The sequence below is a fragment of the Mycobacterium sp. SMC-8 genome, from assembly GCF_025263565.1.
GTDB lineage: Bacteria > Actinomycetota > Actinomycetes > Mycobacteriales > Mycobacteriaceae > Mycobacterium.
Genome location: NZ_CP079865.1, coordinates 3,061,705 through 3,074,121, shown reverse-complemented (window position 1 = coordinate 3,074,121; position 12,417 = coordinate 3,061,705). Strand labels below are relative to the sequence as shown.

8 protein-coding genes and 3 pseudogenes are annotated in these 12,417 nt (G+C 70.0%); 8 read left to right on the top strand and 3 right to left on the bottom strand.

From position 1 onward, the window contains the following. Nucleotides 1–98: 98 nt before the first annotated feature. Nucleotides 99–4,511 (top strand): annotated as a pseudogene (locus KXD97_RS14955) (cation-translocating P-type ATPase); the annotation flags it as partial. Nucleotides 4,512–4,529: 18 nt separating this feature from the next. Here KXD97_RS14955 and KXD97_RS14950 read toward each other — a convergent pair. Next, complete coding sequence (locus KXD97_RS14950; RefSeq protein ID WP_260757631.1) at nt 4,530–4,664, bottom strand: hypothetical protein; 135 nt, start codon at nt 4,662–4,664, stop codon at nt 4,530–4,532. A 62-nt stretch (nt 4,665–4,726) separates the two neighbouring features. Between KXD97_RS14950 and KXD97_RS33110 the strand changes: the two genes are divergently transcribed. After that, nucleotides 4,727–5,224 carry a hypothetical protein gene (locus KXD97_RS33110; RefSeq protein WP_313901377.1) on the top strand — a complete coding sequence of 166 codons (498 nt, stop codon included), beginning with the start codon at nt 4,727–4,729 and terminating at the stop codon, nt 5,222–5,224. A gap of 46 nt (nt 5,225–5,270) precedes the next feature. Here the strand turns inward: KXD97_RS33110 and KXD97_RS14940 are convergent, their stop codons facing one another. Beyond that, nucleotides 5,271–5,741: an Lrp/AsnC family transcriptional regulator gene (locus KXD97_RS14940; protein ID WP_260757630.1), complete on the bottom strand. Its 471-nt coding sequence runs from the start codon at nt 5,739–5,741 to the stop codon at nt 5,271–5,273. A gap of 23 nt (nt 5,742–5,764) precedes the next feature. On the opposite strand from KXD97_RS14940, the gene KXD97_RS14935 reads away from it, so the two are divergent. From KXD97_RS14935 to KXD97_RS14925, 3 genes are all read left to right on the top strand, one after another. Further along, on the top strand, nt 5,765–5,935 hold the full coding sequence (locus tag KXD97_RS14935) for a hypothetical protein (protein ID WP_260757629.1): 171 nt from the start codon (nt 5,765–5,767) through the stop codon (nt 5,933–5,935). Then, nucleotides 5,932–7,476, top strand: a complete 1,545-nt coding sequence (locus tag KXD97_RS14930; protein ID WP_260757628.1) for an aldehyde dehydrogenase family protein — start codon at nt 5,932–5,934, stop codon at nt 7,474–7,476. The genes KXD97_RS14935 and KXD97_RS14930 overlap by 4 nt, the downstream gene beginning before the upstream one ends. Before the next feature lie 89 nt (nt 7,477–7,565). Next, nucleotides 7,566–8,375 carry an SDR family NAD(P)-dependent oxidoreductase gene (locus KXD97_RS14925; protein WP_260757627.1) on the top strand — a complete coding sequence of 270 codons (810 nt, stop codon included), beginning with the start codon at nt 7,566–7,568 and terminating at the stop codon, nt 8,373–8,375. Between the two features lie 12 nt (nt 8,376–8,387). Here the strand turns inward: KXD97_RS14925 and KXD97_RS14920 are convergent, their stop codons facing one another. Further along, nucleotides 8,388–9,758 carry a cytochrome P450 gene (locus KXD97_RS14920; protein ID WP_260757626.1) on the bottom strand — a complete coding sequence of 457 codons (1,371 nt, stop codon included), beginning with the start codon at nt 9,756–9,758 and terminating at the stop codon, nt 8,388–8,390. Between the two features lie 49 nt (nt 9,759–9,807). Between KXD97_RS14920 and KXD97_RS14915 the strand changes: the two are divergent. The 3 genes and pseudogenes from KXD97_RS14915 to KXD97_RS14905 all read left to right on the top strand — a co-directional run. Further along, nucleotides 9,808–9,996 (top strand): annotated as a pseudogene (locus KXD97_RS14915) (helix-turn-helix domain-containing protein); the annotation flags it as partial. A gap of 197 nt (nt 9,997–10,193) precedes the next feature. Then, nucleotides 10,194–10,814, top strand: coding sequence for a helix-turn-helix domain-containing protein (locus KXD97_RS14910; protein WP_260755034.1), 621 nt, complete (start codon nt 10,194–10,196; stop codon nt 10,812–10,814). An 89-nt stretch (nt 10,815–10,903) separates the two neighbouring features. Next, nucleotides 10,904–12,393 (top strand): annotated as a pseudogene (locus KXD97_RS14905) (DDE-type integrase/transposase/recombinase). Nucleotides 12,394–12,417: the final 24 nt, after the last annotated feature.

Below are 12,417 nucleotides of genomic sequence, written 5' to 3'. Positions count from 1 at the left end.
GTCGCGAGCGAAACTGGTCTTACGGTGGTGGTCGAGGTGGCTCAGTCCGCGCAGGCACGAAGCGCATCGATGCCGCGCGAGACGACAGGCCGACCGTCATGAATCTGCTCGGATCTTCACTCAAGCTGGCCCAAATCGCCGCCGGGACAGCACTTTTGGCCGGCGATGCCGCTCTCGGCGCCGGACGCGCCATCGCCGGCGTGGTCACCGATGCCGCGACAGGCGCAGCATCGACCGCCCACGCCGCAGCCGAGGCGGTCCAGGACGCGGCGGCCGGCGCGCCGGCGGCGCTGCAGACCGCCGTCGCGATCACGACCGAGGCGCTGGGCGGCCACCCCGTCAAACGCACCAGCCGGCTGAACTCGCACCACTGGATCGAGGTCTGCGGTCTGAGCGGTCCCGACGCCGACGCGATCGCCGCCGAGGTGCTCGCCGCCGTGACCGCCGTCGACGGGGTCAAGCACGCCGAAATCAACCGGTCGGTGGCGCGCGTCATCGTCACCACCGAGCCGGAAGGACCCGCCGAAGACCTGGCCGAGGTGGTGCTCGCCGCCGAACGTCGCGTCCGCACCGCACCCTGCGGTGAGCGGCACCGACCCCTCACCCTGCCCGGCGACGACGCGCTGCTGGCGGCACGGACCATCGGCGCGGTGGCCGCCGCCGTCGGCTTCGGCCTGTCCGTGACCGGCAGGGCGCTGCACGGGCCGAAAGTGTCGGAGCTGCTGTCGGTGGTTCCGACCATGGCCGCCAACGTTCCTCAGCTGCGCCGCCAGCTCGAACACCGGCTCGGGCGCGACAGCACCGACCTGCTGTTGAGCCTGATGGAAGCCGCGACGTCCGCACTGACCGCCTCACCGGCGTCCGCGGCCGCCGACGCCGCGACGCGCGCCTTGCTTGCCGCCGAGGCGTGGGATGCCCGCCTCGCGTGGCGCCGCCACGAGCCCCGACTGGCTGCTTATCCCCCCGACGGCGGCTTCCCCGATCGCGGCACCCTGGAGTGGAACTACGGCCCCGGCGAGCGCTACTCCGAGCGGATCGGCGAGGCCGGCATGGCCGCCGCGACGCTCATCGGGGCGGTCACCGGAAACCCCACGATCGCAGGCACTGCCGCGTTGGTGACCGCCGCCAAGCCGTCGCGAGCGGCGCGTGAAGCGTTCGGCTGCGCGATGACCCGCGGACTGACCGGCCGGCACGACGTCGTCGTCGTCCGCCCGCGAGCGCTGAGGCACCTGGACCGGCTCAACGCGATCGTCATCGACCCCCGCGTGCTCTATACCGACAAGCTCACCGTGACTCGCGTTGTCGGAGTGGCGAATTCGGGGCGAGCCCCGGCCTGGGAGGCGGTCCGGACGGCACTGGACACCGACGGCCTGGCGGCCGGCTGGCACAAGCTGTCCACCATCCCGGGAGCGGGGCGGGCGGGCAAGGCGCTGGTGAGCCCGGTGCGCGACCCCCTCGCCAGCGCCGTGGTCACCGAGGCGCGGCGCACCAAACCGCGGGTGGTGTCGGTCGCCGACGACGGGCTGCGCTCGCTGGCCCAAGGTTTCGATCGGCTCTATCCCGTCGACGGTTCGATCGACGAGGCGCTGGCCTCGGCGCTCGCCGAACTGAAAGCCGACGGCGCCACCGTCGCGCTGATCACCACGCCGGACATGGCGATGAACCAGGACGCCGACCTGACGATCGGGCTGGAACGTCCCGACTGGCGGCCGCCGTGGGGCGCCGACGTGTTCGTGCCGGACCTGCTGTCGGTCTGGCGCATCCTGCACTCGCTACCGACCGCGCGCGCCGTCACCGCCCGCGGTATCCGGTTATCGGTATCGGCCACCACGCTCGGCGCGCTGATGTTGATACCGAGCGTGCCGGGCAGCGGTCCGGAATCGGTGAACGTCGGCGTGGTGGGCGCGCTGTGGTCGGGGTTCACCGCGGGAAGCAAAGTGTTCAACGACCCGCCGCCCGAACCGGAGGTCGCGCACGACTGGCACGCCATGCCGGCCGACGAGGTGCAGCGACTGTTGCCCCGTCCACCCGACGAAATACCCGATGAGACAACAGGTTTGGCCGACCTCCTCGCGTTACGCGTGCTCGCGCGTGCCGGCTCCTGGGCATGGCACCTGACCCGCGATTTCGTCGGCGAGATGCGGACGGACCTCTCCGATCCCATCACGCCGCTGCTGGCCACCGGGGCGGTGGCCAGCGCCCTGCTCGGCTCCCCGCTGGATGCCGCGCTGGTCGGGGGCGTGCTGCTGGCCAACGCCGCGCTGTCGGCCGAACAGCAGCTGCACGCCGAGCGGATCCTGCGGCGGCTCATGGCCGTCGAGGAGCCGCTGGCCCGCCGGCGGACCGGTCCGCTCGATCAGCACGGCCACGAGAAGGTGTCGGCGCGCCGCCTGCGACCCGGCGACATCATCGAGGTCCACGCCGACGAGGTGGTCCCCGCCGATGCGCGGCTGATCGAGGCCACCAACGTCGAGGTCGACGAGTCGACGCTGACCGGCGAGTCGCTGCCGGTGCCCAAACAGACCGATCCCACGCCAGGAGCTGCACTGGCCGAGCGGGCCTGCATGCTCTACGCGGGCAGCACGCTGGTGGCCGGCACCGCGGTCGCGGTCGTTACCGCGGTGGGGTCCCGCACCGAGATGCGCCGCGCGCTGGCGATGGCTCCCGAGAAATCCCGGGAGATCGGCCTGCAGCGCCAACTGAGCCGGGTCACCAAGCGCGCCTTGCCGTTCAGCATGGGCGGCGGCACTCTGGTCGGGTTGCTCAGCGTGGCCCGCGGCACCCCGCTGCGCGAGGCCGTCAGCAGTGCGGTCGCGCTGGCGGTGGCCGCCGTCCCCGAAGGACTTCCGCTGGTGGCCACGCTGGCGCAACTGGCCTCGGCCCGTCGGCTCACCGGCGAGTCGGTGCTGGTGCGCAACGCGCAGTCGATCGAGGCGCTGGCCCGCCTGCAGGTGGTGTGCTTCGACAAGACCGGCACGCTCAGCGAGAACCGGCTGAGGGTCAAGGCCGTGTCCCCGGTCGACGGCTTCACCGAGGACCAGGTGCTCGACTCGGCCCTGAGCACGATCTTCGTCCAGCCCGGTCACCGTGCCCACCACGCCACCGACGACGCGATCCGCCGCGCCGTCCACGGCGAGGAGAACGCCGCGGACACCACCGCGATCAAGCGCGACGCGTTCCTGCCGTTCCAGGCCGGCCGGCCGTTTGCGGCCGCGATCGTCGGCCATCGCCTGACCATCAAGGGTGCACCGGAGGTACTCGCGTCGGCGCTGACCCGGGCCAACGGTCCGGTGGTGGCCGCCATCGACGACATGGCCGCCAAGGGACTGCGGGTGATCGCTGTGGCCGAGCGTCAGCTCACCCCGGAGCAGGCCGCCGCCGCGGCCGCCGACGCCGCCGCGTTCGAGGCGTTGTGCCGTTCGGAGCTGACGCCCATCGGCTTGCTCGGCCTGGCCGACACCCCCCGGGCCAGCGCCCGCCAGGTCCTTGAGGGGCTCACCGACCGGGGTATCGGGGTCCGTCTGATCACCGGCGACCATCCGGTGACCGCGATGGTGATCGCCGGCGAGCTCGGCCTCGACGTCACCGCCGAACAGGTGATGACCGGCACCGAATGGGAGCATCTGTCCGCGGACGAACGCGCCGACGCGGTCTGCTCGCGACTCGTGTACGCCCGCATGTCGCCCGAGCACAAGATCGACGTGGTGCAGACGCTGGAGCGCATCGGCATGGTGACGGCCATGGTCGGCGACGGCGCCAACGACGCCGCAGCCATCCGGGCGGCCAGCGTCGGGGTCGGCGTGGCCGCCCGCGGCAGCGATCCGGCGCGCACCGCCGCGGACGTGGTGCTGCTGGACGGCCGGATCGAGGCCCTGCTGCCGGCCCTCGATGAAGGTAAGCAGCTGTGGCGCCGCGTGCAGTCGGCGGTGTCACTGCTGCTGGGTGGCAACACCGGTGAGATCGCGTTCGCGCTCCTGACCAGCCTGCTGACCGGGCGATCGGCGCTCAACGCCCGACAGATGCTGCTGGTCAACATGCTGACCGACGCACTGCCGGCCGCGGCGCTGGCGGTGAGCCGGCAGACCGACACGACGGGACAGGTCGACCTGGACGAGGCGGCGATGTGGCGGGTGATCGGCGTGCGGGGTGCTGCCACCACGGTCGGCGCCAGCGCAGCCTGGCTGATGGCGAGCGTGACGGGCACCCCGCAGCGCGCGTCGACCGTCGCGCTGATCGGGCTGGTGTCGACGCAGCTGGCCCAGACTCTGGTCGACTCCCGCAGCCCGCTGGTGGTGGTGACCGCGCTGGGCTCGTTCGCGACGCTGGCGGGGATCATCAGCGTGCCGGTCGTCAGCCAGGTCTTCGGCTGCACGCCGGTGGGCCCGCTCGGCTGGGGTCAGGCATTCTCGGCCACGGCGGTGGCGACACTGCTGTCGGTCGCGGCGCCGGGACTGCTCAGCCGGGCCACCGACGCTGTGCGGGAGCGCGTCGCCGCCATGGTGGACGACGAGTAAGGTGTGGAGGACGAGTCAGTCCGCGTCGTCCACGACGACGATGCCGGCTTGGACGAGGAGGGCGTAGACCGCGCGGATCGGCGGCGTCAGCAGATGGACTCCGGCGGCGATCAGCGTGTCAGGGCCGGCGCTGCGCGAAAAGTCGGACACGCCCCGAAACGTAACGCCACCCGAGGGTGAATCCGGGGACATCCAGTTGAACGGGGTGCGAAATGTTCGATAAGGCGCGGTCGTTTGTCGCTTCTCACCGCGACGCCTCCCAACTCGTCAAGGACGCCGAGAAATTCGCGGTCCGGCTCCCGCTGATCGGTCGGCTCCCGGTCCCGCCGCCCGATCAGCTCGCGTTCTTCGGAGTGCTGGGCGCACTGGCGGCCATCGGTGCGATCGAATGGCCGGTGGCGGCGGCCATCGGTGTCGGGCAAGTGGTGGTCGCGCGACACTTCCACGACACGAAGCCGGCCGGACCGCCGCGTCCGGGCGCGGCGGCGAATGCCATCGTTGCCGGTCCCCCGCCGGCGAAGGCCGACGCCGAGCCGGCCCCGGCCACACAGGCACCCGCCAAGAAGTCCGCGGCCAAAAGGTCCGCAGTCAAGAAAGCGACCGCCACCAAGGCCGCGGCGCAGAAGACCAGTGCGAAGAAGGCACCAGCCAAGAAATCACCTGCCAAGAAGTCAGCCCCGAAGAAGGCGGGCGGCAGTTCCGCGTCGTGACGGCGGCACACCGTGCATTTTCGCTCATCAGGACTATTGGCAGTAATTAGTCCGGTATGAAGCGTCTACCACTGTAAAATTTCTGTAAGATGACCGTGCTGCGGGTCTTCACGTCGGCTGCGGTGCGGATCTTCTGCAGGAGGCCTTCCAGCGCCCGTGCCGACTCGACGTGGACCAGCAGCAGGTAGTTGTCCTCGCCGGCCACCGAGTAACACGCCTCGATTTCGGGGATGTGCTCCAGCCGCGCGGGTGCATCATCGGGTTGAGAGGGATCGAGAGGGGTGATGGCGACGAACGCCGACAGCTTGCTGCCGACGGCCTCCGGGTCGATGCGCGCCGTGTATCCGGTGACGATCCCCCTCGACTCGAGCCGCCGCACCCTCGACTGCACCGCCGACACCGACAGCCCCGCCGTCGCCGCCAGATGCGCCAGCGTCGCCCGGCCATCGGCGACCAGCTCACGGGCCAGCACCCGATCGATCTCGTCGAGCGGCTGCACGTCTACGGGGTCGGTCATTGGCGCACTGTATCGGAGCGCCCATGAGTAGCGTCGAAACCTGGCAGTTGCGCGCGCAATTCGCCAATCTGGACGGCGAGGCCGTCGTCGGATCGGGCGACGCCGCCGACTACAGCCACGAATGGATGGCCGGCCAGATCGGGCACCACATTCACAACCCTTACGACCTCTACGAGAAAGTCGCGTCCTCATGACCACCGTTCTGACCTCACCACTGCCCACCGCCGACGCGCTGCGCGCCCGCGTCCAAGACGCACTGACGGCGGTCGGCGCGACCGTCGACCTGCGCGCGGCCGGCGCGGAGGGGCTGCCCGCCAGCACGCCGATCTCCGGCGACGTGCTGTTCACGGTGCCGGCCGCGACGGCCTCCGATGCCGATGCCGCGATATCGGCTGCCGCTGAAGCGTTTTCGACGTGGCTCGTGACTCCGGCGCCGGTGCGCGGGGCGCTGGTGGCCCGGCTCGGTCAGCTGCTCGTCGAGCACAAGACCGATCTGGCCACGCTGGTGACCATCGAGGCCGGCAAGATCACCTCCGAGGCGCTCGGCGAAGTGCAGGAGATGATCGACATCTGCGAGTTCGCCGTCGGACTGTCGCGACAGCTCTACGGCCGCACCATCGCGTCTGAGCGCCCGGGACACCGGCTGATGGAGAACTGGCATCCGCTCGGCGTGGTCGGGGTCATCACCGCGTTCAACTTCCCCGTCGCGGTGTGGGCGTGGAACACCGCGGTGGCCCTGGTGTGCGGCGACACCGTGGTGTGGAAGCCGTCCGAGCTCACGCCGCTGACCGCGGTGGCGTGCCAGGCGCTGCTGGAAAGGGCCTGCACGGACGTCGGGGCGCCCGCCGCGGTGGGACGTCTGGTGCTGGGCGAGCGTGAGATCGGCGAGACATTGGTCGACGACCCGCGGGTGGCGCTGGTCTCGGCGACCGGCTCGGTGCGGATGGGCCGCGAGGTCGGTCCGCGGGTGGCGCAGCGGTTCGGCCGCGTGCTGCTCGAGCTGGGCGGCAACAACGCCGCGATCGTGACCCCGGCGGCCGATCTGAATCTGGCGGTGCGCGGCATCGTGTTCTCGGCCGCGGGCACCGCCGGTCAGCGGTGCACCACGCTGCGGCGGCTGATCGTGCACTCGTCGATCGCCGACGAGTTGGTGTCGCGGATCGTGGCGGCCTACCGGCAGCTTCCGGTCGGTGACCCGCTTGCCGACGGCACGCTGGTGGGTCCGCTGATCCACTCGGCGTCCTACCGGGACATGGTCCTGGCGCTGCAGCAGGCCGAGGCCGAGGGCGGCGAGGTGATCGGCGGCGAGCGCGTCGACGCCGGTGACGAGGGCGCGTTCTATGTGACGCCGGCGGTGGTGCGGATGCCCGCGCAGACGGCGGTCGTGCACCAGGAGACGTTCGCGCCGATCCTCTACGTGCTGACCTACGAGGCCCTCGACGAGGCCATCGCGCTGAACAATGCTGTGCCGCAGGGTCTTTCGTCGTCGATCTTCACGCTGGACATGCGCGAGGCCGAACGCTTCCTGGCCGCCGACGGATCGGATTGCGGGATCGCCAACGTCAACATCGGCACGTCGGGCGCGGAGATCGGCGGCGCGTTCGGTGGGGAGAAGGAGACCGGCGGCGGCCGCGAGTCCGGCTCGGACGCGTGGAAGGCCTACATGCGGCGCGCCACCAACACCGTCAACTACTCGGCGGAGCTGCCATTGGCCCAAGGCGTGCACTTCGGCTAGCCCCCATACATACGCGCGAACGTGCGTGTCTGCGGCCGACACGCCGCCCCAGAGACGGACTTCACGCACGCTCGCGGCAGACTCGTGCCATGGACCTCCACGGCAGAACAGCGATCGTCACCGGCGGCGCCTCGGGTATCGGGGCGGCGATCGCGAGCGAACTCGCCCGAAACGGCGTCAGCGTCGTCGTCGGCGACCTCGACGAGGCGGGCGCGCACGCGACCGCGTCGACGATCCGGGATGCCGGCGGTGCCGCCGTCGCGCTGCGCGCCGACGCGGCCGACGCCGTCGACATCGAAGGCTTGATCACGCTTGCCGCCCGCGAGTTCACGCCCGTCGATATCTACGTCGCCAATGCCGGCATCATCGGAAAGACCGGTCTGGGAACCGAATCCGACTGGGACGCGATCCTGGACGTCAATCTGCGCGCACACATCCGCGCGGCCCGCCTCGTGGTACCGCACTGGCAGTCCCGCGGGTCGGGGCACTTCGTGTCGGTGGCGTCGGCCGCCGGTCTACTGACCCAGCTGGGTGCGGCGGGTTACGCGGTCAGCAAGCACGCCGCGGTGGGCTTCGCCGAATGGCTCGCGATCACCTACGGCGACGACGGCATCGGGGTCAGCTGCGTGTGCCCGCTCGGTGTGGAAACGCCGCTGCTGCAAGCCGTGCGCAGCACCGAAGATCCGGACGCGCGGCTGGGCGCGTCGTCGATCGAGCACTCGGCCGGGGTGATCAGCGCCGCCGATGTCGCGTCCGTGACGGTCGAGGCCGTCCGGGACGGCCGGTTCCTGGTGCTGCCGCACGCCGAGCTGCTGGAGATGTACCGACACAAGGGCGGTGACTACGACCGCTGGATCAGCGGGATGCGCCGCTACCAGCGGACCCTGCGCGCGCTCTGAGCCTCCGGCGGATCAGCGCCGCCGCAGCGTGAGGTGGAAATCCTTGGGCATCAACGTCAGTCGCTGCGCGACCTGTAGCCGGTAGCCCGGATCGGGGATCAGCTCGTAGCGGCGCAACAGCACCGCCAGCAGCAGCACCGCCTCGTGCAGCGCGAACTGCCGGCCGATGCACGACCGTGGACCGGTGCCGAACGGCTTGTACAACCCCGCGGGCCGCGCCCTGACCTTGTCCGGCGCGAAGCGGTCGGGATCGAAGGCTTCGGGGTCGTCGCCCCACCGCGGATCCCGGTGCAATCCCATGGTCAGCGCAAGCACCCAGTCGCCCTTGCGCATCGGATGCACCCCGGCCAGCACGGTGTCCTCGCGGGCCGCCCGGTAATAGCCCGGTACCGTCGGCTGCAGCCGCAGCGCCTCATCGAAAATGCGCCTCACGTAGCGCAGTTTGGCGATCAACTCGAAAGCCGGGCGTTCATCGTCGCCCCACACCTCGGCGATCTCGGCGCGCGCCCGTTCGGCGGCCTCGGGGTGGCGCGACAGGAAGTACAGCGCGAAAGACAGTGCTCCTGAGGTGGTTTCGTGGCCGGCAACCAGGAAGTTGATCAACTGGTACCGGATGTTGGCCGCGTCCAGATCCGACACCAGCATCAGTTCGAGCAGGTCGTCGTGACGCCCGAGCCCGCTGCGCACCCGTTCGGCGATGATCTCGTCGGCGAGCGCGTGCATCTGCGCGGCATGATGGCGTACCACACGCTCGACCCTGCGCGCGAAGAATTCCGGCAGGAACGTCGCCCGCAAAACCCCGAGCCGGTCTGAGCCCTGCAGCCCCGCCACCATGTGCTCGACGAACGGGTGCGCGTCCTCAGAGGCGAAGCACCCGAACGGATAACCGGCCGCGCAGCGCCCGATCGTCTCCAGCGTCACCCGCGTGGTGTCGGCCGGGACGTCGATCGCCTCGCCGGTTCCGGCCCGCGCGTCCCAGCGAGCCAGCAGTTCGTCGGCCACATCGAACATCACGGCGTGATAGCGGTGCATCGCCTGCTTGCTGAACGCCGGCATCAGCACGTCGTGCGCGGTCTGCCAGTTCGGTTCGTGGTTGTAGGCGGTGAACAGGCCGTCGCCGCCCATGATCCGCAGCGCCTCGATGTCAGGACCGACGTGCTTGCAGAACCGGCTCTCGTCGCTGAGCTCGACCACCGCCTCCGCGCCCGCCGCCACAACGTATCGTGCTCCCAGGAAACGGAACTCGAACACCGGACCGGCGAGCTCCAACGAGGGTTGGGTCAGAATGTCCGGGCTGAAGCCGAGCACGTCGCCGAGGATGGGGACACGCCGCGGCGGGTGTGGCAGCTTCGGAAACGACACCCGGTCACCGACGAGGGCCATGCGCCCCAGCCTCCGCCGCTATTGAACATGTGTCAAGTAGTATCGGGCCATGGCTGAAGGTCGCCGCAGGCTCTCCCCCGAGGACCGTCGTAACGAGTTACTGGCCCTCGGCGCCGAGGTGTTCGGTCAGCGACCCTACGACGAGGTCCGCATCGACGAGATCGCCGAACGCGCCGGCGTCTCCCGCGCGCTGATGTACCACTACTTCCCGGACAAACGCGCATTCTTCGCCGCCGTCTGTTGACCGTCTCTCGGGATGACGATCACGGGGTATGTGGACGTCATTGAGCGTGCTGATGTGGCCTGTGCCGCCGTTGTCGAATTGATCTTGTTCGTGTGCACCGTCAGTGTGACGAGGAACTGATGGGTGCGCGGCACCTCGCTGAAGTCTTGGCGGGCTTGCGAGGTGCCGCGCTGTAGTGCTCGGAGGCACTGATGGTGACGGTAGAGGTCGATTCTGTCCGCGTCGAGTCCCGGCTGGCTGGTGGGGCGATCGCCTGTCCGGCTTGCCTGGACGGTGTGCTCGGCGGCTGGGGGTATGCCCGCGCCCGCCACGTCGAGGGGCTCGATGATCCGGTGCGGCCGCGCCGGGCCCGGTGCCGCTCTTGTCTGGTCACTCATGTGTTGTTGCCGGTCACCATGCTGTTGCGCAGAGCATATGCAGCCGAGCGGATTTGGATGGCGCTGTCGGCGCGGGCTGAAGGGGTAGGGCATCGCGGGATCGCTGCCCGGTTGCAGGTACCGCCGTCAACGGTGCGGGGCTGGCTGCGGCGGGCTGGGCAGCGTCTGGAGTCGATGCGGGCGTGGTTTGTCACGGTGGCGGTGCGTACGGGGATCGATGTGACGATCCCCGACGGACTCGGCTGTGGTTGGCGTGACGTCGAGGCGGCGGTCTTGGTCGCCGCGTCGGCGATCGGGCAGCGGTTCGGGTCGGCCGGGTTGCTGGGCGTGGTGACGCCGGCGCTGGTGATGGTGGCCGTCAGCGGCGGCCGGTTGTTGGCGCCCGGGTGGCCGCCGATGTCATCGGCGGTGCCACACAACACCAGTTGCCCCTGACGCGCTGTCAGGTGATCGGTGATCCTCGCCAGGGCGCCTGTCCGGCACCGGTTTCGGGTGGGGCCATCGACTGCGAGGAGGGCACTGCGGTGTCGTTGGAGGACCACAAGCGTCGGGAACGGGCCAATGCGATCGGGTTGTTCCGCTATCAGGTGATCTGCCCCGCGCTGGAAGAGGGCTCTCCACCCGCCAGCGCGGCCGGGTGGTCCGTGAGATCGCCGAACGCCGCCATATCGATCCGTTCGGTTCCCAGGTCCAGATCGCCCGCGCGACGCTGGATCGCTGGATCCGGCGTTACCGCGGTGGCGGGTTCGAAGCGCTGGTGCCTGAGCCGCGCCGGCTAGCCACCCGCACCGATGTCGGGGTGCTGGAGTTGGCCGCCTCGCTCAAGCGGGAGAACCCGGCCCGCACCGCCGCGCAGGTGGCTCGCATCCTGCGCACCGCGACCGGGTGGGCGCCCTCGGAATCGACCCTGCTGCGCCACTTCCATCGGTGCGAGCTGATGGGCCCGGCCGCAGGTCAGAGCACGGAGGTGTTCGGCCGGTTCGAAGCCGCTGACCCCAACGAACTGTGGGTCGGCGACGCTTTGCATGGCCCGCGGGTCGGGGACCGCAAAACCTACCTGTTCGCCTTCCTCGACGACCATTCCCGGCTGGTCGTCGGGCACCGGTTCGGATTCGCCGAAGACACCGTGCGCCTGGCCGCCGCGCTCAAACCCGCGCTGGCCGCCCGCGCAGTGCCCGCCGGAATCTATGTCGACAACGGCTCGGCGTTCGTCGATGCCTGGCTGCTGCGGGCGTGCGCGAAACTCGGGATCCGGCTGGTGCACTCCGCGCCCGGGCGCCCGCAAGGCCGAGGCAAGATCGAACGGTTCTTCCGCACCGTGCGCGAACAGTTCCTCGTCGAGGTCACCGACACCAGCAGCGAGGACCTCACAGCGGCCGGGGTCGCCCACACCGCGGCGTTGTTGGAACTCAACCGGCTGTTCATGGCCTGGGTCGAAACCGAATACCACCGACGGACTCATTCCGAGACCGAACAGGCACCACTGGCACGGTGGGAAGCCGGCTTCGACCGGCTCGGCGGGTCACCGGCATTGCCGACCGCCGCGGATCTGACCGAAGCGTTCTTGTGGTCGGAGTTTCGCGTGGTGACCAAGACCGCCACCGTGTCGCTGCACTCCAACACCTACCGAGTCGACCCCGCCCTGGCCGGGCGCCGCGTGGAGCTGGTGTTCTCCCCGTTCGACCTGCACACCATCGAGGTCCGCTACCGCGATCAAAGCTTCGGCGCCGCGGCGCCGCACACCATCACCCGCCACGCTCACCCGAAAGCCCGACCCGAGGCCGCTGGCCCAGCGCCTGCGCCGGCGGCGACCGGGATCGACTACCTGGCATTGACCGCCGCCGCCCACCACGCCCAACTGCGTGACGATGAACGCATCGGCTACCACGCCCTCTACGGCACCGAGGTCACAGCCACCGACGACATTGTGGTCAACGACCAGGTCCTCGGACAGCTCGCGTTGACCGACCTCGGTGCCGAGAACTCTGACCATGAAGGTGAGGCCTCGGCGTGAGTATTCAACGACTGCAATCACACT